The sequence below is a fragment of the Pseudomonas sp. GW821-FHT09D08 genome (assembly GCF_059416305.1).
This window is the reverse complement of the sequence record NZ_JBWKOX010000003.1, coordinates 104758-131095: the sequence shown is the minus strand read 5'-3', so window position 1 is coordinate 131095 and position 26338 is coordinate 104758. Positions and strand designations below refer to the sequence as shown.

Here is a 26338-nt window from a genome sequence, read left to right as displayed (position 1 = left end):
AGGCGCCGCAAAAGCAAAAATGTGGGAGAGGCAAGCCCCCTCCCACAGTTGTTGCGTTCACTCAAACCGCAGAATCACCCGGCGGTTGTGCTTGCTCTTCTTCTCGATCTTCTCGCAGAACACCCGGCCGATTTCCTCGGTGTTGAGCACATGGGTACCGCCGCATGGCTGGATATCGATCCCGCCGATTTCAATCACCCGTACCGAACCCTGGATCACCGGCGGCGCAACCGCCTGGGTGCGGGTGATCTGCAGCAGGGTGGCGTACTCCGAAGCCGGCATCGACAGGGTCTTCACCTCGTGGGCCTGTTCGATCAGCGCATTGAGCTCACGGGTGATGCTGTCCTTGTCGAGGGTCATTTCCGGCAGGTCGAAATCCAGGCGGCCTTTGTCGGCACTGATGCTGCAACCGGTCACTGGTGCGTCGATGAGCGAGCACAGCAGGTGCAGGCAGGTGTGCATTTTCATGTGCTGGTAGCGCCGCTCCCAATCCAGGCCGGCGTTCACCATCACGCCGGCGACCAGTTGCTCCGGGCAGTGTTCCACCTGGTGCCAGATGATCGAACGCAGCACCGGGTCGCGCACCGTGCCGGTCACGTCGACCCGGGTACCGTCCGCCAGGGTCAGGTGGCCGGTATCGCCGGGTTGGCCGCCGCCGGTGGGGTAGAACAGGGTGTGCTCCAGGGCGATGCCGTGTTCGCTGACGGCAATCACCCGGGCGCTGAATGCGTTCTGGTAGGGCGCGCTGTCAAACAGCGCCAGGGTTTCCATGGTATGCACGGACATGTTCAACCTCCGACGATCAGTGGGCTGGCCTGCAGCAGGTGGCGCACCATCGCGCTCAAGCCAGGGGGGGAGAGCAGGGTGATTTCGAATTCCGGTCCGCAGACTTTCAGGTTCAGCGGCAGGCGCGGCAGGTGGTTGCCGGATTCGAGGCGGTGCAGCCTGAATTGCAGGTGGTGACGTTCCTTCACCGTCGGCTCCAGCATCAGGCCTTGCAACGGATGAAAGTCGGCGTCCAGCACCGTGACCTTGTGGCTGGCATTGACCTCGCCGACCACGTGCAGGCGCTCATCCAGGGCGAAGGCCCCAAGGTAGTTGCTGTGGTCCGATTCATCGTTTTTTTGCAGCTGGATCTGGTTCACCACCTTCACCTTGGTGCCGGCGGGGACGTCCTGGGTGATCACACAGGAGGGGCTGATAAACACGTTGTCGCCGATCAGCACATAGCCCAGCACCCGGGCGCCGGAGCCGACTTCGACATTGTTACCCAGGCGCGGATGACGCTTGCCATCGGGGTTGTTGGCGATGCCGCGGGCACCCAGGGTCACGCCGCAGAGGATGTAGCAGTCGTTGCCGATCTCGCAGGTCTCGCCGATTACCGTGCCGTAGCCGTGGTCGAGCACAAAGCGCCGGCCGATACGCGCCGCCGGGTGGATTTCGGCCCCGGACAGGACCTTGCCCTGGTTGCTCAGCTTGAGGGCGATGCGTGAAAACACGCCGTTGGTCTGGTCGGGGAAATTCCACACCTGATGCGCAAGCCGGTAATAGAGCACCGCCTTGAACGAGGCGTAGGACTCCAGGATCAGTTCGCCGCGGCCACGGGATGCCGGGTCGCGATAGGCATAGGCGATCAAGTCCTCGGCCACCGCCTGGGCGGCATTCTGGATCAGCGGCGCGAGGTGCGGCTCCAGCTGTTTCATCTGCATGGGGGTGAGGGTCTTGATGAGCTGGGTGAGCAACTCATCGTGCAACTGTTGCATGTCGATAAAGCCGCCCATGGAGGCACCCCCGCATTCTGGCTGGTTGGAAAACCCGTTATTCGAAACTGGGCAGGTAGCTGTCGGCATTGTCGTAGACCATGGTCAACACCACCGTTTCGGGCGGCAATTCGGGGGCGAGCCTGGCGATGGCCACCATGTTGGCGGCGGAGGACAGGCCCAGGCTGATGGCGTCGGTGCGCATGATGCGTTTCATCATGTCGATGCAGTCCTGGCGCGAGACCTTGAGCATGCCGTCGATCACCTCCAGGTTGAGGATGCTCGGGATCAGGCCGATGGACAGGCCCTGGATATGGTGCGGCGCGTGCTGGTTCTTCAGCAGGTCGCATTCTTCGGGCTCCACGCCCATCACGCGCAGGGCTGGCCAGGCGGCCTTGAGGGTTTCGCCGATACCGGTGATATGGCCGCCGGTGCCGATGCCGCTGACGAAATAGTCAACACGGCGATCACCGAAGGCGCGGAGGATTTCCGGCGCGGTGGTGTCACGGTGAGTTTGCGGGTTGGCGCCGTTGCGTTGCTGGTTGAGCATCACGTAGCTGGGGTTTTCCAGCTGCAACTCCATGCATTTTTCACCGTGGGAATTGTTGCCGAGGCGGCTGTCGGAGAGCACCACCTTGGCGCCGTACAGGCGCAGCAGCTTCTGTTTTTCGGGGCTGTAGTTGTCCGGGATCACCAGCACCACCTTGTAGCCCAGCACGTTGCCGGCCATCACCAGGCCGATACCGGTATTGCCGCCGCTGGGTTCGATGATGGTTTGCCCGGAGTCACGGATCAGCACGCCGCGCCGCTCGGCGTCGAGGATCATGCCCAGGGCGATGCGCGCCTTGTGGCTGCCTCCCGGGTTGAGGGATTCGAGCTTGGCGTAGACCTCAATGCCGAGGTCTTCGGAAAACTGCGCCAGGCGGACGATCGGCGTATGGCCGATGGCGTCGAGGATAGAGTTATGCAACATCGGTCAGCCCCCGGGTCAGTACAGCGGCATGTCGGGTTCGACGTCGCGAACCCAGTGCTTCATGCCACCTTGCAGGACTTTGGTGTTGGCGAAACCCGCCGCCAACAGGGTGCTGGCCGCTTGCTCGGCGCGGGTGCCGGCGTAGCAGATCAGGTAATGGGTGTTGTCGCGGCTGAGGCGCCCGAGCTGGCCATCCAGCTCGGCCAGGGGGATGTGCACCACCCCCGGTAATTTGCACACCTCCAGTTCGCTGGCGTCGCGCACATCCAGCAGCACGTCGGCGCTGCTGGGGTGTTCGAGTACCTGCTTGAGTCCGCGCGGCTTGATGTAGCGCTCTTCGGCCAGGGACGGTTGGCTGGGCACGGCGTCCGCACATACGGCTGGCGCCAGGGTTTCGCTGTGGCGCAGGTCGGAGCAGCACGGGCAGTCGGCACGGCGCTTGAAACGGATTTCGCTGAACTTCATCGCCAGTGCATCGAAGCGCATCAGGCGGCCGGACAGGGGCTCGCCAATGCCGATCAACAGTTTGATCGCCTCGGTGGCCTGGATCATCCCGACCACCCCGGGAAGCACGCCGATCACCCCTCCGGCGCTGCAATTGGGCGCCAGTTCCGCGGGCGGTGCGCTGGGGAACAGGCAGCGGTAGCACGGCCCGCCCTGGTAATTGAGCACGCTGATCTGCCCGTCGAAACGGTAGATGGCGCCGTACACCAGGGGTTTGCCCAGCTGCACGCAGGCGTCGTTGACCAGGTAGCGGGTATCGAAATTGTCGGTGCCGTCGATGACCAGGTCATAGGCGCCCACCAGTTCCAGGGCGTTGTCGGCGTTCAGGGCGGTGTCGTGGGCGTTGATCTGGATATGGCGGTTGAGGTCCTGCAAGCGCTGCTTGGCCGAGTCGACCTTGGGCATGCCCAGGGTGCTGTTGCCGTGGACGATCTGGCGTTGCAGGTTGCTGCTTTCCACCACGTCGAAATCCACCAGCCCCAGGGTACCGACACCGGCCGCTGCCAGGTACAGGCTGATGGGCGAGCCCAGGCCGCCGGTGCCGATGATCAGGACCTTGGCTTTCTTGAGGTTCAACTGGCCTTCGCGGCCGACGCCGGGCAGGGTGATATGGCGCACGTAACGTTGCACTTCCTCGTTGCTGAGGCTGTCGACGTCCATACCGCCGGAGGTGGCGAGCAGCACTTCGATGCGGGCTTTTTCCGGCAGCCGGTCATCGGCGCCGATCAGCTCTTCCTCGGCGGTGAACAGGAAGTGTTCCTTGAGCTGGTTGTTCTTTTCGTGAAACAGATGGGCGCGCAACTGCGGGTGGCTGCTGCAGAGGTTTTCAATGACTTCGCGCAATGTCGATCCGGCGCCCTCGAGGGTCGATTCCGGCAGCTTGGCCACGCGAACCAGAATGTCGGGGAAAGAGACAGCGTTCATGGACAACTCCGTGTGCAGGTCGTTGAAGGGGTTAAGGGTGAAATGCTCGCCATCCCAGGCAAACAGTTTTGAACCCAGGGCCTGGCCCTGGCGAACGTCGACCACCAGGTAACTGACGGGGTAGATCGGCTCGCCCATGAACAGGGCCTTGTCCTGGTCTTCATCGCTGAAATAGGCGCCGACATCCGGGTGGGAGTGGTAGATCACCACCACCGGGTTGTCGCTGCGAAACGCCTTGTTCATCAGCAGGGTGTCGGCCACCGAGAAGGTGTAGCCATTGGCCGCGCTGCGCGGGTACATCTCGGGGTTTTTGCGGTGCAGTTCGTTCTGGATGTTGCTGCCCAGGTACACGCTGCCGTCGGCGAAGACAAAGCCGCAGCATTCCTCGGGGTAGCTGCGGCTGGCGTGGGCGTAGATCTGTTCCAGGGCTTTTGGGCGGAGGACGTCCATGTTTCTCTCGCGTTGATGGCGGGTCAATTTTTCTTGGCCAGGAGTTTTTCAATGGGCAATTTGGTGATCGCAAAGCCGGCCAGCAGGATGGCCGAATACAGCATCAGGTCGCGGGAAATCGCCACGCCTTCGTACCAGGCGCCGATGATCACCGCGAACACCGGGAAGATGATGAACACGAACGACAGGATGATCGGGCTCAAGCGCTTGAGCAGCATGAAATACACGATGAACCCACCCACCGAGGCCACCAGCCCCAGGTAGAACAGCGCGCTCCAGGAGCGCAGGGTGATGGCTTCAAAGGTCGGTGTTTCAAACCACAACCCGGCCACGAACAGCATCAGCCCGGCAATGCCGATGGGCAGGGTGTTGTAGGTGATCACGCTGATGGCGCTGCCTTTTTGCTTGGTGATGACGTAGCACAAGGCGTGCATGATCGCGGCCGCCAGGATCGCCAGTACCCCCAGGAACTCGGCGTGGTCCAGGTGCAGGCCCTGGCTCCTGATGATCATGTAGAGGCTGCCGAAGCCGATACCGATGCCGACCACCTGGGAAAAGTAGATGCGCTCGCGCAGGAACAACGCGGAGAAAATCAGGATGAATACCGGCATGCAACTGAACAGCAGGGCGGTGAGACCGGATGACACATGCATCTCGCCGTAGTTGAGCAGGTAGTAGGGCACGCTGAAGTAGGACAGGGTCACGAACACGAAGAACCAGCGGCTCTCGCGGGGAAACAGGATGGGCTCGCGGCGCACCTTGGCAAAGCACAGGAACAGCGGGAAGGCGATCAGGAAGCGCAGGCCGGCGGACGTCAGCGGCGGCACGCTCTCCACGGCAATCTTGATCCCCAGCCACGTGGTGCCCCAGCTCAGGCACACGATCAGGAACATCACGCTGGTCACCAGCCCGGCCAGCCACTGTTTTTGCGTTTTGGTTTTGGCGGTGTTTTCGAGAACGGCGGACATTGGCATCGTTTATTGCTTCCCTGAGCCTGAATTGAACTCTATATTGAACTTGTAATGAGTCATGAAATTCGGCGATTGAACCCGTAAAAGCACACTATTAGGGCGAAAGATGGCTGTCAAAACAAATATTGACATGGTGTCAATTATGCGTGAGGGGTTGTCCAACGGGCAGGGCGTGAAGTACAAGCGCCTGTCCGATGTCATGGAACGGGGCATCCTCGAAGGCTTGATTGAGCCGGGACGAAAACTGCCGCCTCATCGGGTGCTTTCCGACAATCTGGGGGTGACCATCGGCACCATCAGCCGGGCCTACGGTGAGCTGGAGCGTCTGGGTTTGGTAGTAGCGCGAGTGGGTGACGGCACTTTCGTCCGCAAGCGTGGGATGGAGCGCCAGCGTGATGAAGGCTTTCGTAACTTCAGCGAGGAGCCGCGCCAGTACTTCGACATGAGTCGCAACATGCATATCCCGGGTCAGGAAACCACCTTCCTGGCACAGAGCTTCCAAACCCTGTCGACCAACGCCAAGTTCCTCCAGGACATCAGCGCCTACACCCCCGATGCCGGCCTGCCGCGTTATCGCGACGCGGGCGCGCAGTGGCTGGTGCAGCGTGATTTTCATCCGATCCCCGAGCAGGTGATCTGCGTCAACGGCGGCCAGCATGGCCTGCTGTGCGCGATGATGGCCCTGTTGCGCGCCGGCGATACGGTGGTCACCGAACAATTGACTTACCCGGGGCTGATCACCGCGGCTCGCATGCTGGGTATCCGCCTGATCGGCCTGGAGATGGACGAAGAAGGCGTGCTGCCGAGCGCGCTGGATGAAGTCTGTCGTAATCACCGGGTTTCAGCGCTGTATTGCACGCCGACCATCCAGAACCCGACCACGGCGGTGTTGTCCGTGGCGCGCCGCGAAGCCCTGGTGAAGGTGTGCCGGGAACATAATCTGCTGATTCTTGAGGACGAAGCCCACGGCGTGTTGGTTGAAGACCGTCCACCGCCCCTCAGCCATTTTGCCCCCGAACGTACGATTTTGATCAGCAGCCTGAGCAAGGCCGTGTCTGCCGGGCTGCGTGTGGGCTATGTGCATGCGCCCCCGGCGCTGGTCAGCCGTATCTCGGCGGCGTTGCGCTCCACCTGCTGGATGGCCACGCCGGTGACCCTGGAACTGGCGACGCAGTGGATCGAAAACGGCACGGCGGAATACCTGCTGCGCCAACAGATCAACGAGATCAGCCGCCGCAAGACCCTGGTGCAGGACCTGTTGGCCGGCCTGGCGTACCGCACCCACCTGAACAGCCCGCACTTCTGGATCGAAGTGCCGGAGCCCTGGCGCGCGTCGGAAATCGAGGCGGAGCTCAAGCAGAATAATTACCTGATCGCCACCGCCGAGGCGTTTGCCGTAGGGCAGACGGCGGTGCCGCAGTTCATTCGGGCGAGTATCTGCAATACGTCGGGGGATGATCAGTTGTTGCGGGCGGGGTTTGATGCATTGGCGACGGCGTTGGGGCAAGGGGGAGGGCGGTTTCACCTATAGCGAGTGGACGTCCATGCTGTGAGCAGGCTCGTTGTGGTGAGCGGGCTTGCCCCGCGCTGGGCTGTGCAGCAGCCCCAATCAAGATAAATGCGGTGTGTCAGCCAGTTCTCGCTGACTGGTTTGGGGCTGCTTCGCAGCCCAGCGCGGGGCAAGCCCGCTCACCACAGTAAAGCAGTGTCTCAAGGCATTATTTGAAGCGCCGCTCCACACCTTTCTCCACCAGAATCTTCGCCGAAATCTCTTCCACCGAAAAATGCGTGGAATTGATATGCGCAATGTTCTCGCGACGGAACAGATTTTCTACTTCGCGCACTTCGAACTCGCACTGGGCATAGCTGGAGTAGCGGCTGTTGGGCTTGCGCTCGTTGCGGATGGCGGTGAGACGGTCTGGGTCGATGGTCAGGCCGAACAGCTTGTGCGAATGGGCGCGCAGCGCGGCGGGCAGCGTCAGGTGCTCCATGTCGTCTTCGGTCAGCGGGTAGTTGGCCGCACGGATGCCGAATTGCATGGCCATGTACAGGCAGGTGGGCGTTTTGCCGCAGCGCGACACGCCGACCAGGATCAGGTCGGCCTTGTCGTAGTAGTGGGTGCGAGCGCCGTCGTCGTTGTCGAGGGCGAAGTTCACCGCCTCGATACGCTCCATATAATTGGAGTTGTGCCCAATGGAATGGGACTTTCCGACCGAATAGGAGGAGTGTTCGCTCAACTCCTGCTCCAGCGGTGCCAGGAACGTCGAGAAAATGTCGATCATGAAACCATTCGACGTTGCGAGAATCTCACGGATGTCTTGATTGACGATGGTGTCGAAAATGATCGGCCGAAAGCCGTCTTTTTCAGCCGCCAGATTGATTTGTTGTACCATGGCCCGCGCTTTATCCACGCTGTCGATATAGGGTCGCGTGAATTTGGCGAAGGTATTGTTTTCGAACTGCGCGAGCAGGCTCTGACCCAGGGTTTCGGCGGTAATGCCGGTGCCGTCGGAGATAAAGAAAGCAGATCGTTTCATTTGAGCCCTGGGCCTTAAGCTGATGACGAATCTTGGATATGATAGGCGCGATTTTGCCGTCCCATAGTGGGCCGCATTCTCACTTATTTTCCAGGTCCAGGCCACAAACGCGGGTAATCGCTCCTACGAGCAGCCGGCGTCCTGAGCTTTTCCAACACAGTTAGTGGAGAGATCACCTTGGTAGAGTACGTAGTTTCCCTCGATAAGCTCGGCGTCCATGATGTAGAGCACGTAGGGGGCAAGAACGCATCCCTCGGCGAGATGATCAGTAATCTTGCAGGCGCAGGTGTGTCGGTGCCGGGTGGTTTCGCCACCACGGCCCAGGCCTACCGCGATTTCCTCGAACTGAGCGGCCTCAACGCTCAGATCCACGCCGCGCTGGATGCCCTGGACGTCGATGACGTCAACGCCCTGGCCAAAACCGGCGCCCAGATCCGCCAATGGATCATGGAAGCCGAGTTCCCCGAGAAGCTCAACGAAGAAATCCGCACCGCCTTCGCCACTCTGTCGGCCGGCAACCCGGACATGGCCGTCGCCGTGCGCTCTTCGGCCACCGCCGAAGACCTGCCCGACGCCTCCTTCGCCGGCCAGCAAGAGACTTTCCTTAACATCCGCGGCGTGGAAAACGTGATCCGCGCCGCCAAGGAAGTGTTTGCCTCGCTGTTCAACGACCGCGCCATTTCCTACCGTGTGCACCAGGGGTTCGACCACAAGCTGGTGGCCCTGTCTGCCGGCGTGCAGCGCATGGTGCGTTCGGAAACCGGCACCGCCGGCGTGATGTTCACCCTCGACACCGAGTCGGGCTTCCGTGACGTGGTGTTTATCACCGGCGCCTACGGCCTGGGCGAAACCGTTGTACAAGGCGCGGTCAACCCCGACGAATTCTACGTGCACAAGCACACCCTTGAAGCCGGCCGTCCGGCCATCCTGCGCCGCAACCTGGGCAGCAAGGCCATCAAGATGATCTACGGCGACGAGGCCAAGGCCGGTCGTTCGGTGAAAACCGTGGACGTCGACAAGGCCGAGCGCGCGCGCTTCTGCCTGAGCGACGCGGAAGTCAGCGAGTTGGCCAAGCAAGCGATGATCATCGAAAAGCACTACCAGTGCCCGATGGACATCGAATGGGCCAAGGACGGTGACGACGGCAAGTTGTACATCGTGCAGGCCCGCCCGGAAACCGTGAAGAGCCGCACCTCGGCCAATGTCATGGAACGCTACCTGCTGAAAGAAACCGGCACCGTGCTGGTGGAAGGCCGTGCCATCGGCCAGCGCATCGGCGCCGGCAAGGTGCGGATCATCAAGGACGTGTCCGAGATGGACAAAGTCCAGCCTGGCGACGTGCTGGTTTCCGACATGACCGACCCGGACTGGGAACCGGTGATGAAGCGTGCCAGCGCTATCGTGACCAACCGTGGCGGGCGTACCTGCCATGCGGCGATCATCGCGCGCGAACTGGGGATCCCGGCAGTGGTCGGTTGCGGCAACGCCACCCAACTGCTCAAGGACGGCCAGGGCGTGACCGTGTCCTGTGCCGAAGGCGACACCGGCTTCATCTTTGAAGGCGAGCTGGGCTTCGACATCAAGCAAAACTCCATCGACGCCATGCCCGACCTGCCGTTCAAGATCATGATGAACGTCGGCAACCCGGACCGTGCCTTCGACTTCGCGCAGTTGCCGAACGCCGGTGTGGGCCTGGCCCGCCTGGAGTTCATCATCAACCGCATGATCGGTGTGCACCCCAAGGCCCTGTTGAACTACGACGGCCTGCCGCTGGACATCAAGGAAAGCGTGGACAAGCGCATCGCCGGCTACGACGACCCGGTGGGCTTCTACGTCGAGAAGCTGGTGGAAGGCATCAGCACCCTGGCGGCGGCGTTCTACCCGAAAAAGGTCATCGTGCGCCTGTCGGACTTCAAGTCCAACGAATACGCCAACCTGATCGGCGGCAAGCTCTATGAGCCGGAAGAAGAGAACCCGATGCTGGGCTTCCGTGGCGCCTCGCGTTACATCAGCGAAGCGTTCCGTGACTGCTTCGAGCTCGAATGCCGTGCCCTCAAGCGTGTGCGCAACGAGATGGGCCTGACCAACGTCGAGATCATGGTGCCGTTCGTGCGCACCCTGGGCGAAGCGAGCCAGGTCGTCGACCTGCTGGCCGAAAACGGCCTGTCCCGCGGCGAAAACGGCCTGCGCGTGATCATGATGTGCGAACTGCCGTCCAACGCCATCCTCGCCGAAGAGTTCCTGGAGTTCTTCGACGGTTTCTCCATCGGTTCCAACGACCTGACCCAGCTCACCCTGGGCCTGGACCGCGATTCCGGGATCATCGCCCACCTGTTCGACGAGCGTAACCCTGCGGTCAAGAAGCTGCTGGCCAACGCCATCCAGGCGTGCAACAAGGCCGGCAAGTACATCGGTATCTGCGGCCAGGGCCCTTCCGATCACCCGGACCTGGCCAAATGGCTGATGGAGCAGGGTATCGAAAGCGTCTCGCTGAACCCTGACTCCGTGCTGGAAACCTGGTTCTTCCTGGCGGAAGGCCAAGCGTCCGCCTGAGGTCGCCATGTCAAAAGTGCCGGTCCCCCGCCAGGGTGACCGGCATTCTTATCTGTACAGGGCGGAATCCTTGCGGACGTCGCCCTTTTTTGTGCAAGAGCATTATGCAAAGCAGCAGCAACCTGTTTCCTGTCGCCCTGATCAGCGCTGAGCGTCGTGGCGACCTGAGTGAAGACGTGTATCGCCTCAAGCCCGGTAACAGCCCCGACGGAACCGTCGAGCTGGCTGTGACCCGTTTGGGCCTGGCCGATGTCCCGGAAAACCGGGGCATACCGGTTATTTTGTTGCACGGCAGTTTTTCCAACCGGCGTTTCTGGTATTCGCCCAAGGGGATCGGCCTGGGCGCCTACCTGGCACGCCAGGGGTTCGATGTGTGGATCCCGGAAATGCGCGGTCATGGGCTGTCCCGGCGCAACCAGGACTACGCCCGCAACCGCGTCGCCGACTACGCGCGTTACGATCTGCCGGCCATTGGCGCCTTTGTGCGTGAGCAAAGTGCGCAGATTCCCCATTGGATGGGTCATTCTCTCGGCGCTACAACCCTGGCGGCGGCCCTGGGTGGGCAGCACCTGGGTGCGCCGGCAGTGGCCTCGGTGGCGCTGTTTGGCTGTCAGGTCAGTCGCAGCCACTGGCCCTTGAAACTTCCTCCGGTGGAGTGGACCGGCCGTCTGCTGTTGAAGCGTTTCGGCGGAGTGTCCGGCTCGCGGCTCAAGCGGGGCCCGGAGGACGAACCGGCGGGCGTGCTGATCGAAGCCATGCGCTGGAATGGCCTGTTCGGTCGCTTTGGCGAAGGTAAGCGCGATTGGTGGAAAGGCCTGGCGGACGTCGATGTGCCGCTGTTGGCCGTCAGCGCGGCGGGCGATCGGCAGGATCCGGACTGGGCGTGCCGTAAGCTGTTCGAGCAGATCGGCTCCGAGCACCGTCAGTACCTGTGCCTGGGGCGCCAGCAAGGGTTCAGCGGTGATTTCGGGCATGTGGAAATGCTCGTCAGCAAGGCCGCCCAGGCCGAGGTCTGGCCGCTGGTTGAGCAATGGTTGAACGACCCGCTGGCACCTTTATTGGCTGCCAAGCCCGAGGCATTGGTCGTAGTTTGAACCAGGGCTCTGCCAAGGGCGTTTCGCTCGTGTGTGGTTGCGGCTAATATATGACGCGTTAAACGCTTCTGGTCATATTCAGTCGCGCAGTGGTTATTGCGTTGCGATGAAGCGGATGGGATGTTGCGCACCGGCTCCTGCTGGCGCTTCTTTCGAAAGACACTTCTTTGACGGAAAGGAATTTTTCAATGAACCATTACGTGACCCCCGACCTGTGCGACGCCTACCCGGACCTGGTGCAGGTGGTCGAGCCGATGTTCAGCAACTTCGGCGGCCGAGATTCCTTCGGCGGCGAGATTGTCACCATCAAATGTTTCGAAGATAACTCCCTCGTCAAGGAGCAGGCCGACCAGCCGGGCGCCGGCAAGGTGCTGGTGGTCGACGGTGGTGGTTCCCTGCGCCGCGCGCTGCTGGGCGACATGATCGCCGAGAAAGCCGCGAAGAACGGTTGGGAAGGGGTGGTGATCTATGGCTGCATCCGTGACGTCGATGTGATCGCCCAGACCGACCTTGGGGTACAGGCGCTGGCCAGTCATCCGATGAAAACCGATAAGCGAGGCATCGGCGACCTGAACGTCGTGGTGACATTCGCGGGTGTGACGTTCCGCCCGGGTGAGTACATCTACGCCGACAATAATGGCGTGATCGTCTCGCCAAGCCCGCTGCAGATGCCTGAATAAACCGCAATAACCGACAGGGGTGAGGATGTTCGAGGAAGAAAACGCGCAATGGGGGCTGGTGCATGCCCTGGTGCTGGACGGTAAAGGCGGTGCGCGTTCGATTGCCCGGACTGAGCTCGACGACTTGCAACTGCAGCCCCAGGAAAGCCTGTGGCTGCACTGGGATCGCAGCCATCCCCAGACCCAGACCTGGCTGCGCAAATCCAGTGGCTTGAGCGAATTCGCCTGTGACCTGCTGCTGGAGGAGAACACCCGCCCACGCCTGTTGCCGCTGCCGGATGCCGAGTTGCTGCTGTTCCTGCGCGGGGTCAACCTCAATCCGGGGGCCGAGCCGGAAGACATGGTCTCGGTACGTATCTTCGCTGCCGCCAGCCGTGTGATCTCCCTGCGTCTGCGCCCGTTGCGCGCCACCGATGAACTGCTGGTGCAGTTGGCGGATGGCAAGGGGCCGAAAACCGCTTCGGAGCTCATCCTTTATATGGCGCAGTACCTGACCAACAAGGTCCAGGATCTGGTCACGGATTTGTCGGAAATCGTCGATGCGGAGGAAGAAAAACTCGATACCGACGAACGGTATACACCTGAACATGGCAGTGTTTTGCAGATCCGTCGCCGAGCGGCCGGGCTAAAGCGTTTCCTGTCGCCGCAGCGGGATATTTTTGCCCAGCTCACGCGGATAAAATTGCCGTGGTTCTGTGACGACGATGCCGACTATTGGAACGAATTGAACAACAGCCTGACCCGCTACCTGGAAGAACTCGAATTGACCCGGGAGCGCGTGGGGCTTGTGCTTGAGGCCGAAGACCGACGCTTGAGCGTACGCATGAACCGCACCATGTACCGCTTCGGGATCATCACGGGAATCTTCCTGCCGATGAGTTTCCTGACCGGTTTGCTGGGTATAAATGTGGGGGGCATACCGTTCTCTGCCAGCCCCTACGGATTCGTGATTGCATGCCTGTTGATGGTCTCGGTGGCGCTCGGACAATGGTGGTTGTTTCGACGATTGCGCTGGGTTTGAGCTGAATATGACCTGAACGTAGGAAGGGTCCTATGTGACCCCAGGAATTTTACCCTCGTCTTTTAAAACACTTGCGAGAGGTCTTTATGCACGATCCGTTCGAACAGTCTTTGCGTGACATGCTCAATGCCTCGCCGTCCAACCGCGACGACGATGCCTGCCTGGGCCGCGTATTGAAAACCGCTAACCGTCAGGTGGGCGCGGGTGACCTGTTCGGTCTGCTCGGCCGCTGGATGCCTGCGTTGATGATGGCCCTGAACAACGGTTCGGCCCACGTGTCGCCGGTTTCCCGTCGTAAACCTCTTGCTCGCACTGCTGATAAGGCTGATTGAATATGGAACTTGATCTCTGGACCCAGAGCCTGGTCACCGCGATGACCGCATTGTGGACCAAGGTGGCGAATTTCATTCCCAACCTGTTTGGTGCCCTGGTCCTGGTGCTGCTGGGCTTTGTCGTGGCCAAGCTGCTCGACACCCTGCTGTCCAAACTGCTCGCAAAACTGGGCCTTGACCGCCTGATGGCCGGCACTGGCCTGACCAAGCTGCTGGGCCGGGCCGGGTTGCAAGTGCCGATCTCCACGTTGATCGGCAAGATCGTCTATTGGTTTGTTTTACTGATTTTTCTGGTTTCTGCGGCGCAATCCCTTGGACTTGAGCGAGTTTCAGCTACGCTCGACATGCTGGCGCTGTATTTGCCGAAGGTGTTCGGCGGCGCGCTGGTGCTTCTCGTCGGTGTTTTGCTTGCTCAACTGGCCAATGGGCTGGTGCGCGGCGCCGCTGAAGGTGTGGGGTTGGATTATGCCGCTGGCCTGGGGCGCATCGCCCAGGGGTTGGTGATCATCATCAGTATTTCGGTCGCGATCAGCCAGTTGGAGGTCAAGACTGACCTGCTCAACCACGTGATCGTCATCGTTTTGATTACCGTTGGTCTGGCCGTTGCGCTGGCCATGGGCTTGGGAAGTCGGGAAATTGCCGGCCAGATTCTCGCGGGAATCTATGTGCGTGAGTTGTATCAGGTTGGGCAACAGGTGCGTGTGGGCGAGGTCGAAGGGCAAATCGAGGAGATCGGCACAGTCAAGACGACGGTGCTGACCGATGACGGCGACCTGGTGTCGCTGTCCAATCGGATTCTCCTCGAGCAGCAGGTCAGTAGCCGCTAACCCGGTAAACCCTGCTAATGTACGCCGCCGCAAGCCCGGCTGACCGGGCTGTAGCGGACATTGACCTGACTGTCGGCACGACTTGTTTTGAATAAAGCCCAAACGCTGTCCACGCGCTATGACCCCCGTGAGCTCTCTGATGAGGAGTTGGTCGCGCGCTCGCACACGGAGCTGTTTCACGTAACTCGCGCGTATGAAGAATTGATGCGCAGATATCAACGCACTCTGTTCAACGTTTGTTCAAGGTATTTAGGGAACGATAGAGATGCGGATGATGTCTGTCAGGAAGTGATGCTCAAGGTGCTGTACGGCCTGAAGAACTTCGAGGGCAAATCGAAGTTCAAGACGTGGCTGTACAGCATCACCTACAACGAGTGCATCACGCAGTATCGGAAGGAACGGCGAAAGCGTCGCTTGATGGACGCTTTGAGTCTGGACCCCCTTGAGGAGGCGTCTGAAGAAAAGGCGCCGGCACCCGAGGAGAAGGGCGGACTTGATCGCTGGCTGGTGTATGTGAACCCGATTGACCGGGAAATTCTGGTGCTACGATTTGTCGCAGAGCTGGAATTCCAGGAAATCGCTGACATCATGCACATGGGTTTGAGTGCTACAAAAATGCGTTACAAGCGTGCTCTAGATAAATTACGTGAGAAATTTGCGGGCGAGACTGAAACTTAGTGCGTGGCAAATATCTCTTACGTGTAGGCAAGTTCTGTTAGACTTGTCGCCGAGTTGTCCCCCGGTTTGTGGGACTGCTTTACAATCACCAGATGGGGATTTAACGGATGAAACTGAAAAACACCTTGGGCTTGGCCATTGGTTCTCTTATTGCCGCTACTTCTTTCGGCGTTCTGGCACAAGGCCAAGGCGCAGTTGAAGGCGAGCTGTTCTACAAGAAGCAGTACAACGATAGCGTCAAGCACATCGAAGACGGCTTCAATCCTGGCGCTCGCATCGGTTACTTCCTGACCGACGACCTGTCCTTGAACCTGTCCTACGACAAGACCAACCACACCCGTTCGAACGACGGTACTGGTAACCAGAAGATCAAAGGCGATACCGGCAGCCTGGTTGCCCAGTATCACTTCGGTCAAGCTGGCGTAGACAGCCTGCGTCCATACGTAGAAGGCGGCTTCGGTCACCAGAGCCGTACCAACGTTCAGGCTGACGGCCACAGCGGTCGCGACCAGACTACCTTCGCTACCGTTGGTACTGGTGTGAAGTACTACTTCACCAACAACCTGTACGCTCGTGCCGGTGTTGAAGCTGACTACGGTCTGGACAACGGCAAGTGGGACTACTCCGCACTGGTTGGCCTGGGCGTGAACTTCGGCGGTAACGCTGGCGCGGCTGCTCCAGCTCCTACCCCAGCACCAGCTCCAGAGCCAACTCCAGAGCCAGAAGCTCCAGTTGCTCAGGTTGTTCGTGTTGAGCTGGACGTTAAGTTCGACTTCGACAAGGCCGTTGTTAAGCCTAACAGCTACGGCGACGTGAAAAACCTGGCCGACTTCATGGCTCAGTACCCAGCTACCAACGTAGAAGTTGCTGGTCACACTGACTCCGTAGGTCCAGACGCCTACAACCAGAAGCTGTCCCAGCGTCGTGCTGACGCTGTTAAGCAAGTCCTGGTTAAAGATGGCGTTCAGCCTAGCCGCATCACCGCGGTAGGTTACGGCGAATCCCGCCCAGTTGCTGACAACGCAACTGAAGCTGGTCGTGCTGTTAACCGTCGCGTAGAAGCGTCGGTTGAAGCTACCGCTCAGTAATTACTGAGATGTAGAAAAAACCCGGCTTCGGCCGGGTTTTTTTTCGCCTGGAATTTGCCTCAGGCGCTGACTGCGGCAGCGACATAAGCCGTCTGCTCGGCGGCCGCAACATGGCCGATCACCAGAATCGCCGGGCTCTTCAAGGCAAATGCCTGTGCGTCTTTATGCATTCGCGACAGCTCACTGCGGCATTCCCGCTGTTGTGGCAGTGAGGCGTTCTCGATCATCGCCACCGGCATATCTGCCGCCATCCCGCCTTCGAGCAATTGCTGGCGAATCTCCTCCAGCTTGGCCACTCCCATATACACCACCAATGTCGTCCCGCCCTCGGCCAACGCGCGCCAATTAAGGCTGCTGTCGTCCTGGGTATGGGCCGTGACCAGGGTCACACCGCGGCTGACGCCACGCAACGTCAGTGGAATCGCGCAATTCGTTGCCCCCGCCAGCCCGGCTGTGATCCCGTTGACCAACTCTACCTCGACGCCGCGTTCACGCAGCCACACGGCTTCTTCACCACCGCGCCCGAAAATGCACGGGTCACCCCCTTTCAGCCGCACTACGCACTTGCCTTGGCGGGCGTAACGCAGCATCAGGCGGTGGATAAAGTCCTGCGGGGTCGAGCGGCAGCCGCCGCGTTTGCCGACCGTGATCACCCGTGCTTCCGCGCAGTGCTCCAGCACTGCAGGGTTGACCAAGTCATCGATCAGTACCACATCGGCTTCGTGCAGGGCCCGTACAGCCTTGAGGGTCAACAGCTCCGGATCGCCAGGGCCCGCGCCCACCAGCCAGACTTTTGCGTTCATGGGTTTTTCCTCGTCTAGAGCTGACGTCAGTTGTGAAAGAGTGAATACAGAAGAATCAGATTGATCAGCATCGAGACCAGGCCCAAGGTGCGCCAGACCTTCAACGGTTCGCGCTCCAGCAGGGGCCTGGGGCGGATGCTCAGTTCATGGCGGTCAGCCTGTTCCAGCACCAGTAGCCATTCCTCGGCGGTTTCGTATCGATGCACCGGCTGGGCGGCCACGGCCCGTTCCAGGCTCAGGGGGAGCCAATCGGGGAGATCCGGGCGATAGCGGCTGGCGCTGACAGCCTGGGCAAATCGAGGCCGTTGGAAGGCTTCGATTTCCCCGTAGGGGTAATGCCCGGTCAACAGGTAATACAAGGTGACGCCTGCGCTGTACAAATCCTGCTGGGCTGTCGGACGATCGCCATTGAACGCTTCGGGCGCGATAAAGCTCGGGGTGCCGGGCAGTACGTGGGCCCGGTCCTCGGAAAGACCGGGGCAGTAGGCCAGACCGAAATCCAGCACGCGCAATTCACCGTCATCCCCCAGCAGCAGGTTTTCCGGCTTGATGTCGCGGTGCAGGATCTGCCGTCGGTGCAGCATGCCGACTGCGCGCAGCAAACGCTCGGCGACGGACTGCCATTGCGCCAGGGGCAATGGGCCCTGGTGCTGGAACAGCTCGGCCAGGGTCTGCCCCGGGTATTCACGCATGACGTAGTACAAGTGCTGGCGCCCGCTGGCGGCGTGCACCTCAGGAAAGGCACGCCCGGCTACCCGGCGCAAAAACCACTCTTCCGACAGTAATGCCTGGCCGGCGTCGCTGTCGTCGTCGCGGCTCAGTGGCAGGGTTTTCAGCAGCCAGGGTTGCTGTTGGGCATCGCGCACCCGGTACAGCAACGACTGCCTGCTTTGCGCCAGCACGCTGTCCACCTGCCAGCCTTCAAAGCGTTGCCCGGATTTCAGCAGCGGTGGCAAGGGCCATTGCTGCAATTGCACCAGGGCGTCGCCGAGGGTGGCGGCGCCCAGCGTGTCGACGCGCACCAGCAAGGCGCTGGCATTGTCCTGGCTGCCCGCCAGGTGTGCGGCATTGACCAGTGTGGTGACCGCCAGGCCCAGGTCGGTTTGTTCGCGCAGGATCGCGCTGATGCTGTGATCGCCCAGGGTGGCCCATACGCCGTCGCTGAGCAGCAGGAAGCACTCACCTTCGCGCAATTGACCGTCGAGAAAATCCAGCACCAGGTGCTGATCCAGGCCAAGGGCACGCTTGAGTACGTGCTGCATGCCCGGTTGTTCCCACACATGGTCTTCGCTGATGCGCTGCAACTCACCGTCCAGCCAGCGATACGCCCGGCAATCACCGACATGGGCCAGGGTGAAACGCTGGCCACGAAAGACCAGGGCGCTGAGGGTGGTCAGCAACGGCTGGCCGCCGCCATTGGCCTGCAACCAGCGGTTTTGCGCCAGCAGCAAACGCTCCAATGCCTGCGCCACCCCCCAGGTTTGCGGCGTGGCGTAGTAATCCAGGGCCAGGGCTTGCAAAGTCGAGCGTGCGGCCAGGCCGCCGTCGGCGCACTGGCTCACACCGTCGGCCAGGGCGCACAGGTAGCCTTTGCTCGCCGCCAGGTCCGCTGCGGGGGTAACGACCCGCAGCGCATCCTGGTTTTCCGCCCGTGGGCCGATGGCGCTGGCCTGGGCGACGCTCAGTTGCAGGCTCATCAGACGCGCGCAGCGGTCACTGCGGCCGAACCCCAGGTGGTTCTCCAGCGACGCTTGACGCCATGCAGGCCGAACCAGGCCAGTACGCCCAGGCTGGCGAACAGCCACAAGGCCAGTTGATAGCTGCCGGTGCTCTGCTTGATCGCGCCCATGCCCGCGGCCAGGGCGAAACCGCCGATGCCGCCGGCCATGCCGATCAAGCCGGTCATCACACCGATCTCACGCCGGAAGCGCTGTGGTACCAACTGGAACACCGCGCCATTGCCCGCACCCAGGCCGAGCATGGTGCAGACGAAGAGGGCCAGTGCCGCGTAGGAACTGGGCAGGTTGAAACCCACCGCCGCAATGCAGATCGCTGCGACGCTGTACATGCCGAGCAGGGTGCGGATCCCGCCGAAACGGTCGGCCAGGGCGCCGCCCAGTGGGCGCATCAGGCTGCCACCGAACACGCAGGCGGCGGTGTAATAGCCGGCAGTCATGGGGCTCAGGCCGTATTGGTCGTTGAAATAGCCGGGCAGGGCGCTGGCCAGGCCGATAAAACCGCCGAAGGTCACGCTGTAGAAAAACATGAACCACCAGCTGTCGCGGTCGCCCAGGGCCTTGAAATAATCGGCCATGGACTTGGCTTTCGGCCGCTCGGGTGCGTTGCGTGCCAGCCAGGCGAAGACGATCAGCGTCAGGATCAGCGGAATCAGCGCAAAGCCGAACACATTGCTCCAGCCAAACGCCGCCGCCAGCACCGGGGCCAGCAACGCCGCGAACACCGTGCCCGAGTTACCGGCACCGGCGATGCCCATGGCCTTGCCCTGGTGTTCGGCCGGGTACCATTGGGACGCCAGCGGCAGCGCCACCGCAAAGGATGCGCCGGCCATGCCGAGGAACAGTCCCAGCAACAAGGCTTGTTCGTAGCTGTGAATCCCCAGTTTCCAGGCGCTGAACAAGGCGACGATCACAATCACCTGGCCAATCAGCCCGGCGGTCTTGGGCGACAGCTTGTCCGCCAGCATGCCCATCAGGAAGCGCAGCACCGCGCCGGCCAGGATCGGCGTCGCCACCATCAGGCCGCGTTGTTGGGTGGTCAGGTGCAGGTCGGCGGCAATCTGCACCGCCAGCGGGCCCAACAAATACCAGACCATGAAACTCAGGTCGAAATACAGGAACGCGGCAAACAGGGTCGGGGTGTGCCCGGATTTCCAGAAGCTTGATTTCATCACGCACCTCAACGGTTGGGAGTCTTGTAAGAAGGCCTGGTGATGGAGCCGCCGGCTGAGGCCGCCCCACCGGCCCCGTGCTACCGGGGCCAAAACAAAAAAACGCCGCCACCGGGTTCGCGAGGGCAAACCGGGTGTGCGACGTCTTTGTCGTGAAGGGGCAACCGCCGTTGGTTACCTGTGGTGATTACTTAGCAAGTCCTGCGCCAACCTGCTGGCCGTAGGGTGCTCAGCCGAGCAGCTCACTCATGGCGATGATCTGCTCCGCCACCTGGATCAGTTTCTGCTGGCGGCTCATGGCCTGGCGGCGCATCAGGGTGTAGGCCTCTTCCTCATTGCAGGCCTTCATTTTCATCAGCATGCCCTTGGCCAACTCGATGCGCTTGCGCTCGGCCAACTGCTGGTCACGGGCCTGGAGCTGGGCGCGCAAGGCCTGGTCGCTCTCGAAGCGAGCCATGGCCACGTCGAGGATCGGCTGCAGGCGCTGCGCCTGAATGCCTTCGACGATATAGGCGCTGACCCCGGACTTGATGGCCTGGCGCATCACGTCGGGGTCGTGCTCGTCGGTAAACATCACGATGGGCCGGGGCTGGTCGCGGCTGACCAGCACCACTTGCTCCATCACATCGCGGCCCGGTGACTCGGTATCGATCAGGATGACGTCCGGGCGCACTGTTTCGACGCGCGCAGGCAGGTCGATGGTCAGGCCGGACTCATCGATCACTTCAAAACCAGCCTCGATCAGTGCTGCCCTCAGGCGGCCGACTTTGCGCGGCGTGTCATTGATCAACAGGATTCGCAGCATGGAAATCCTCCTGTCAGCGCAAGGCTTGGCGGCTGGTAGGGTCGACCATGGCATGCAGGCGGAAGCTGCGTGCGTAGCCGGCGGGGTCCGAGCCGTCCCAGATCTTACCGTCGATCAGTTGGCTGCTGCGCATGTCCTCGCCGTTGTCGCTAAGGCCCAGTGCCCCGGCGGCTTGGCGATACAGCGCCAGCTGTTGCACTTGGCGCGCAACGCCGAGGTAGTCAGGGTCTTCGCGCAGCAGGCCCCAGCGTCGGAACTGGGTCATGAACCACATGCCATCGCAGAGGTAGGGCAGGTTGACCTCGCCATCGGCAAAAAAACGCAGGGCGTGGGGGTCCTGCCACTGGTTGCCCAGGCCGTCGTCATAGGTGCCCAGCAAGCGGGGTTCGATGCAATCGAGCGGGGCATCGAGGTACTCGCGGCCGCTGAGCAATTGTGCGGTGGAGCGGCGGTTTTCGGTGTTTTGCTCGATAAAGCGGCTGGCCTCCAGGATCGCCATCACCAGCACGCGGGCGGTGTTGGGGTACTGGTCGACAAACGCCTTAGTGCAGCCGAGCACCTTTTCCGGATGGTTCGGCCAGATCGCCTGGGTGGTCGCCAGGGTAAAGCCCTGGTGTTGCTTGACGGCACTGGCGCACCAGGGCTCACCGACGCAAAAGCCATCGATACGCCCGGCCTGCAGGTGCGCGAGCATTTGCGGGGGTGGTACCACGACGCTGTCCACATCCTGTAGCGGATGAATGCCTTGGCTCGCCAGCCAGTAGTACAACCACATGGCGTGAGTGCCTGTGGGAAAGGTCTGGGCGAAAGTCAGTTTTGTTCGGCTTTGGTGCACGTGGCGGTCCAGCGCCTCAGGAGTGACCACGCCCTGCTGTTGCAGGCTGCGGGACAGGTTGATGCTTTGGCCGTTCTGGTTCAGCCCCATCAAGACTGCCATGTCGGTAGGTGCGACGCCGCCGATGCCCAGGTGCACGGCATAGACCAGCCCGTACAGGCTGTGGGCGGCGTCCAGCTCGCCGCTGACCAGTTTGTCCCGCAGGTTGGCCCATGAAGATTGGCGCTTGAGGTTGAGGGTCAAGCCATACGGCTGGGCGAAGCCCTGGGTCGCCGCCACCACCAGGGATGCGCAATCGCTCAAGGCCATGAAGCCCAGGTCAAGGCTGCTCTTTTCCGGGGCGTCACTGCCGTTGACCCAAGCCAATGGGTCGTTCGTCGGGCTGTTGCCAACCGAATCGTTCATCAACACCTACCTTTTCTTTCACAAAAAAGCGTCGTTCCCTCAGATGGCGATGCAAGGCCATTGCGGGTAACGACGCCTTTGTCCGTAAGCCCGCTCCGCCGTTGGTGCGCGCCTTGATACAGAGTCCGTAGCAAGGCACATGCCACGGGCCGATGGGCACCGCCAGCCGTCAACTTTTCATCAAGATTGAAACTCGGCTGCCTCTCAGTATGGCCGCTTCTTACTACCAGGCTGCCCAGGAAATCCAAGGTGTACGCTCATTTTTCCGTAACCACTGCCTGTCTCTGGCTGCTGTTTGCCGCGCTGATGCTGGGAAGTGTCGATGCCCAGGGCCAGACCTACCAGGCACGGGACGAGAGCCTGCATACCGTCTTTACCGCCTTGTCCGTGCCGATGGGCCTACCCATCGTCGTGAGCAGTGAAGTGGCGCGCATACGCATCAGCGAGGTCATTGACCTCGATATGCCGCTGCACGCCCTGGAGACGCTTGCGTTGCAGTACGGCTTGATCTGGTACAGCGATGGCCAGGCGCTCTACCTCTACAACGCCAGCGAGGCAAAGCGTTCGGCAGTGGTGCTGAGGCATATATCTGTCGAGCGGTTTCGTGGCCTCATGCGCCGCTCGGGGCTTGATGAGACGCGCTACCCCCTGCACGTGAGCGGGGCACGCACATTCGATGTGTCCGGGCCACCTCATTATGTTGACCACGTTTTGCGCCTGGCCCAATTGATGGATCGCGAGCGGGCTGAATTACAAGTCGGTAGCCAGGCGTTTGCTGTCGTTCAGGTACTCAACACCCATGTGGCAGACCGCAGCTATGCCATGGGTGACGAAAAGGTCACGGTGCCGGGCATCGCGTCGACGATCGAAACCCTGTTGGGTTCTGAACAGAAGGGGCCGCTGGCCGACAAGAGCCTGGTGGTGATCGCCTATCCGGACACCAACAGCCTGCTGATCAAGGGCAAGCCAGCGCAACTGGGGTTCATCGAGCGCCTGGTGGCGGAATTCGACACGCCCAAGCGCTCTATCGAAATCTCGCTCTGGATGGTGGACGTGGAACGTGACGAACTGAAAAAGCTGGGTTTTGACTGGGACAAGGATGGGAAGGCCCAGGCCACGCGCATTCTGGAGCCGATGGACGATAACCGCGTGATGGCGCAAATCGCCGTGCTGGAACGCCGGCGGCGAGTAAGGGTGATGACGTTGCCGGTGATTCTCACCCAGGAAAATGTGCCGGCCGTGTTCCAGGATCAGCACACCTTCTACCTGCCGACTCCCGGAGCCGACCATGCTGATTGGAAGCCCGTGCAATACGGTTCCCAGGTTAGCGTGCTGCCGCGTTTTGCCGAAGGGAACCAGATCGAAATGCTGCTCCATGTCGAGGATGGTCGACAATTGAACCAGGCGGGGCGGCGCGGCAAACCGACCGCGGTCGGTCGGGTGAGTGTCAGCAGCGTCGCAAGGGTGCCGCAGGGCAAGCGCCTGTGGCTGGGAGCGTTCAGCCGTGAGGCACATGAGTCGGGACGCAGCACCGTTTCAGCTGGCCCGGCCAAGGTTCGCCTGTTTGTGATTGAGGCCCGGGCCGTGGGAGGCGAGATGAAAACGTTGGCCACTGGCGTTGGCCCGCCACCGTTGAGTGCGGCGCAATACGAGCGCGTGCAACGTGCGTTCGTACGCCCGGGTCGCGATGGTTCTCCGTGAATAAGGCGTTGCCCCATGCATTTGGAAATTCTTCTACAGGAACAACTGATCAGCCGCAGGCGCCTGGCAGCCTTTGCTCCTGGGAAGGTGTTGCCATTGTCGCCCGGCATCATCCACTGCGTGGAAGTTCGGGTTAATGGCCGGTTGCTCGCATTGGGCGAGTTGGTGCAACTGGAGGATCGGTTGGGCGTTGAGTTGCACGAGGTCTATAAAAGGGGAGCGCCTGATGTGTATGGGTGAAGTGTCTTACAGGGTGTTGCTAAAAATCGTTGGCTGTATGGGTTTTTTCCTAGCGTGGCCTGCAAGGCGGTTTTTTATAGTCGTGATGTGGGCGCAAGGGCCAGTACTGGAAAATAAGGGCTTCAATGTCAGTAGTCGGATGTCGAGGTAGATATGGCCGTCGTTAATGATGAATTGACGGCGACTTCCCTGCTCTTTTCCCGGTGGACGCTGCATGGCGATGGTCGCTTGACCGGAGACGGCAGCGATGTCCAGTTGCCACCCAAGGAGCTGCATGTTTTGCGGCTGCTGCTGGTCTCTGGCGGTGTACTGATGACCAAGGACCGCTTGCTGGAGCTGGCCTGGCCTCAGGGGGAGGTCGCCGAGGAGTCGCTGACCCGTTGCATTTATTCGCTGCGCAAGCATCTTGGCGCTGACAAAGGCTTTATCAAGACCATCTATGGTCGCGGGTATCGCTTTACCTGCCCGGTGAAGGCTGAGCGCCATGGGCGTGGGCCTATGGATACCCGGCAGCATGTGTGTTCGGCCTGTGGCCAAGTCAGTCATGGCTAAGTTCTGGCGCAGGCTACTGTGCCTTGGCCTGGTGACGAGCGGCAATCAGGCATTGGCCTATTGCTGGGAGGAAACTGCCCGCCGCTACGATATCGAACCGGAATTGCTACAGGCTATCGCCGCCGTGGAGTCGGATTTTCGCCCGGATGCGATGAACTACGCCAACGGTAACGGCACACGGGATATCGGCCTGATGCAGATCAACAGTATCCATTTACCTCGTCTGCTCAAGCTGGGTATCACCGAGGAAAGGCTGTTGAGTGAACCCTGCCTGTCGGTGGAAGTCGGGGCCTCCATACTGGCCGAGTTTATCCAGCGCTTTGGCTACAACTGGACGGCGGTGGGGTCCTACAATGTCGGGCCCGGCTCCGGCCCTGAGCGCGACGCGTTGCGCATGCGCTATGCAGAAAAAATCTGGGCACGTTATGAGACCCTGGTACAGCAACGCTACTGACGTTTGGGCGGCGCGCCTCGCGTGCACCCCGCCACCCCGCTATAATCGCCGCCACCTTTCGCCGCCATCCGAGTCTAGCCCGCCCATGTATACCCTGGCCCGCCAGTTGTTGTTCAAACTCTCCCCGGAAACCTCCCACGATCTGTCCCTGGACCTGATCGGCGCCGGTGGCCGCCTGGGGCTCAATGGCCTGGTATGCAAGGCGCCGGCGAAAATGCCGGTGTCGGTGATGGGGCTCGACTTCCCCAACCCGGTCGGACTGGCCGCCGGCCTGGACAAGAACGGTGCGGCCATCGATGGCTTCGCGCAGCTGGGTTTCGGTTTTGTGGAGATCGGCACCGTGACGCCGCGACCGCAACCGGGTAACCCCAAGCCGCGTATCTTTCGCCTGCCGGAAGCCGAGGCGATCATCAATCGCATGGGGTTCAACAACCTGGGCGTCGATCATCTGCTGTCGCGCGTCGAGGCCGCAGAGTACAAGGGCATCCTCGGCATCAATATCGGCAAGAACTTCGATACCCCGGTCGAGCGCGCAGTGGATGACTACCTGATCTGCCTGGACAAGGTCTACGCCCACGCCAGCTATGTCACCGTCAACGTCAGCTCGCCCAACACCCCGGGCCTGCGCAGCCTGCAGTTCGGCGATTCGCTCAAGCAACTGCTCGAAGCCCTGCGCCAACGCCAGGAAGACCTGGCCGTGCGCCATGGCAAGCGCGTGCCGCTGGCAATCAAGATCGCCCCGGACATGAGTGACGAAGAAACCGTGCTGGTGGCCCAGGCACTGGTGGATGCGGGCATGGATGCGGTCATCGCGACCAACACCACCCTCAGCCGTGTCGGCGTCGAAGGGTTGGCCCATGGCGATGAAGCGGGCGGCCTGTCGGGTGCGCCAGTGCGTGACAAGAGCACCCATATCGTCAAGGTGCTGGCCGCTGAGTTGGCCGGGCGTTTGCCGATCATCGCGGTGGGCGGCATTACCGAAGGCAAGCATGCCGCCGAGAAGATCGCTGCGGGCGCCAGCCTGGTGCAGTTGTACTCGGGTTTTATTTATAAAGGCCCGGCGCTGATCCGCCAGTCAGTGGATGCGATTGCGGCCTTGCGCGTGTAGGAGCGAGCTTGCTCGCGAAGAACGTCAACGATAGCGCGGCGCATCTGGCTTAACGCGGCGCCCTCGGGTTCTTCGCGAGCAAGCTCGCTCCTACGGTAGTCCTCATTATTCTCAGGCCAATAAAAAGGGCTCCTT

25 protein-coding genes are annotated in these 26338 nt (G+C 61.1%); 14 read left to right on the top strand and 11 right to left on the bottom strand.

Annotated elements, in window-relative coordinates:
• Positions 1 to 57: 57 nt before the first annotated feature.
• The 5 genes from AC07OP_RS06705 to AC07OP_RS06685 are packed head-to-tail and all read right to left on the bottom strand — an operon-like array spanning position 58 to position 5528.
• On the bottom strand, positions 58 to 786 hold the full coding sequence (locus AC07OP_RS06705) for an alanyl-tRNA editing protein (protein WP_495100619.1): 729 nt from the start codon (positions 784 to 786) through the stop codon (positions 58 to 60).
• Positions 787 to 788: 2 nt separating this feature from the next.
• Positions 789 to 1781 (bottom strand): serine O-acetyltransferase, encoded by a 993-nt coding sequence (locus AC07OP_RS06700; RefSeq protein ID WP_253491737.1) that lies wholly within the window; start codon positions 1779 to 1781, stop codon positions 789 to 791.
• Between the two features lie 37 nt (positions 1782 to 1818).
• Entirely contained in the window at positions 1819 to 2733 is a 915-nt protein-coding gene (locus tag AC07OP_RS06695; protein ID WP_065940683.1) for a PLP-dependent cysteine synthase family protein, read from the bottom strand.
• A 15-nt stretch (positions 2734 to 2748) separates the two neighbouring features.
• Complete coding sequence (moeB, locus tag AC07OP_RS06690; RefSeq protein WP_027603678.1) at positions 2749 to 4611, bottom strand: molybdopterin-synthase adenylyltransferase MoeB; 1863 nt, start codon at positions 4609 to 4611, stop codon at positions 2749 to 2751.
• Positions 4612 to 4634: 23 nt separating this feature from the next.
• Complete coding sequence (locus tag AC07OP_RS06685; protein ID WP_161985727.1) at positions 4635 to 5528, bottom strand: DMT family transporter; 894 nt, start codon at positions 5526 to 5528, stop codon at positions 4635 to 4637.
• Between the two features lie 160 nt (positions 5529 to 5688).
• Here AC07OP_RS06685 and AC07OP_RS06680 point away from each other — a divergent pair, with 160 nt between their 5' ends.
• Positions 5689 to 7113 (top strand): aminotransferase-like domain-containing protein, encoded by a 1425-nt coding sequence (locus tag AC07OP_RS06680; protein ID WP_027603680.1) that lies wholly within the window; start codon positions 5689 to 5691, stop codon positions 7111 to 7113.
• Positions 7114 to 7300: 187 nt separating this feature from the next.
• On the opposite strand, the gene ppsR is transcribed toward AC07OP_RS06680, so the two are convergent.
• Positions 7301 to 8119: a posphoenolpyruvate synthetase regulatory kinase/phosphorylase PpsR gene (gene ppsR, locus AC07OP_RS06675; RefSeq protein ID WP_027603681.1), complete on the bottom strand. Its 819-nt coding sequence runs from the start codon at positions 8117 to 8119 to the stop codon at positions 7301 to 7303.
• 177 nt (positions 8120 to 8296) lie between these two features.
• Here ppsR and ppsA point away from each other — a divergent pair, with 177 nt between their 5' ends.
• From ppsA to AC07OP_RS06635, 8 genes are all read left to right on the top strand, one after another.
• A complete protein-coding gene (gene ppsA / locus AC07OP_RS06670; protein WP_027603682.1) occupies positions 8297 to 10672 on the top strand; it encodes a phosphoenolpyruvate synthase in 2376 nt (791 codons plus the stop codon).
• A 104-nt stretch (positions 10673 to 10776) separates the two neighbouring features.
• On the top strand, positions 10777 to 11766 hold the full coding sequence (locus tag AC07OP_RS06665; protein ID WP_495100620.1) for an alpha/beta fold hydrolase: 990 nt from the start codon (positions 10777 to 10779) through the stop codon (positions 11764 to 11766).
• A gap of 188 nt (positions 11767 to 11954) precedes the next feature.
• Entirely contained in the window at positions 11955 to 12446 is a 492-nt protein-coding gene (rraA, locus tag AC07OP_RS06660; RefSeq protein ID WP_495100621.1) for a ribonuclease E activity regulator RraA, read from the top strand.
• 25 nt (positions 12447 to 12471) lie between these two features.
• Entirely contained in the window at positions 12472 to 13467 is a 996-nt protein-coding gene (locus tag AC07OP_RS06655; protein ID WP_027603685.1) for a zinc transporter ZntB, read from the top strand.
• 86 nt (positions 13468 to 13553) lie between these two features.
• On the top strand, positions 13554 to 13799 hold the full coding sequence (locus AC07OP_RS06650) for a hypothetical protein (protein ID WP_015885347.1): 246 nt from the start codon (positions 13554 to 13556) through the stop codon (positions 13797 to 13799).
• A gap of 2 nt (positions 13800 to 13801) precedes the next feature.
• Positions 13802 to 14626 (top strand): mechanosensitive ion channel family protein, encoded by an 825-nt coding sequence (locus AC07OP_RS06645; RefSeq protein ID WP_003175519.1) that lies wholly within the window; start codon positions 13802 to 13804, stop codon positions 14624 to 14626.
• 87 nt (positions 14627 to 14713) lie between these two features.
• Positions 14714 to 15304, top strand: a complete 591-nt coding sequence (sigX, locus tag AC07OP_RS06640; RefSeq protein WP_010208495.1) for an RNA polymerase sigma factor SigX — start codon at positions 14714 to 14716, stop codon at positions 15302 to 15304.
• 107 nt (positions 15305 to 15411) lie between these two features.
• Positions 15412 to 16392 (top strand): OmpA family protein, encoded by a 981-nt coding sequence (locus AC07OP_RS06635; RefSeq protein ID WP_027603686.1) that lies wholly within the window; start codon positions 15412 to 15414, stop codon positions 16390 to 16392.
• Positions 16393 to 16451: 59 nt separating this feature from the next.
• Here AC07OP_RS06635 and cobA read toward each other — a convergent pair whose 3' ends face one another.
• The 5 genes from cobA to AC07OP_RS06610 all read right to left on the bottom strand — a co-directional run bounded on the left by cobA (position 16452) and on the right by AC07OP_RS06610 (position 22148).
• On the bottom strand, positions 16452 to 17195 hold the full coding sequence (cobA, locus tag AC07OP_RS06630; RefSeq protein ID WP_495100622.1) for a uroporphyrinogen-III C-methyltransferase: 744 nt from the start codon (positions 17193 to 17195) through the stop codon (positions 16452 to 16454).
• A gap of 26 nt (positions 17196 to 17221) precedes the next feature.
• Positions 17222 to 18892, bottom strand: a complete 1671-nt coding sequence (locus tag AC07OP_RS06625; RefSeq protein ID WP_495100623.1) for a bifunctional protein-serine/threonine kinase/phosphatase — start codon at positions 18890 to 18892, stop codon at positions 17222 to 17224.
• On the bottom strand, positions 18892 to 20103 hold the full coding sequence (locus AC07OP_RS06620; RefSeq protein WP_027603689.1) for a nitrate/nitrite transporter: 1212 nt from the start codon (positions 20101 to 20103) through the stop codon (positions 18892 to 18894). Before AC07OP_RS06620 ends, AC07OP_RS06625 begins: the two co-directional genes overlap by 1 nt.
• A 229-nt stretch (positions 20104 to 20332) precedes the next feature.
• On the bottom strand, positions 20333 to 20908 hold the full coding sequence (locus AC07OP_RS06615) for an ANTAR domain-containing response regulator (protein ID WP_065940675.1): 576 nt from the start codon (positions 20906 to 20908) through the stop codon (positions 20333 to 20335).
• A gap of 13 nt (positions 20909 to 20921) precedes the next feature.
• On the bottom strand, positions 20922 to 22148 hold the full coding sequence (locus AC07OP_RS06610; RefSeq protein WP_495100624.1) for a CmpA/NrtA family ABC transporter substrate-binding protein: 1227 nt from the start codon (positions 22146 to 22148) through the stop codon (positions 20922 to 20924).
• A gap of 306 nt (positions 22149 to 22454) precedes the next feature.
• On the opposite strand from AC07OP_RS06610, the gene sctC reads away from it, so the two are divergent.
• The 5 genes from sctC to AC07OP_RS06585 all read left to right on the top strand — a co-directional run bounded on the left by sctC (position 22455) and on the right by AC07OP_RS06585 (position 26203).
• Positions 22455 to 23849, top strand: coding sequence for a type III secretion system outer membrane ring subunit SctC (gene sctC, locus AC07OP_RS06605; RefSeq protein WP_495100727.1), 1395 nt, complete (start codon positions 22455 to 22457; stop codon positions 23847 to 23849).
• Positions 23850 to 24089: a FliM/FliN family flagellar motor switch protein gene (locus AC07OP_RS06600; RefSeq protein ID WP_305881724.1), complete on the top strand. Its 240-nt coding sequence runs from the start codon at positions 23850 to 23852 to the stop codon at positions 24087 to 24089.
• A 153-nt stretch (positions 24090 to 24242) separates the two neighbouring features.
• Entirely contained in the window at positions 24243 to 24641 is a 399-nt protein-coding gene (locus tag AC07OP_RS06595; protein ID WP_115488466.1) for a winged helix-turn-helix domain-containing protein, read from the top strand.
• On the top strand, positions 24634 to 25095 hold the full coding sequence (locus AC07OP_RS06590) for a transglycosylase SLT domain-containing protein (RefSeq protein ID WP_495100625.1): 462 nt from the start codon (positions 24634 to 24636) through the stop codon (positions 25093 to 25095). The genes AC07OP_RS06595 and AC07OP_RS06590 overlap by 8 nt, the downstream gene beginning before the upstream one ends.
• 85 nt (positions 25096 to 25180) lie before the next feature.
• Positions 25181 to 26203 (top strand): quinone-dependent dihydroorotate dehydrogenase, encoded by a 1023-nt coding sequence (locus tag AC07OP_RS06585; RefSeq protein ID WP_495100626.1) that lies wholly within the window; start codon positions 25181 to 25183, stop codon positions 26201 to 26203.
• The last annotated feature ends 135 nt before the right edge of the window (positions 26204 to 26338 follow it).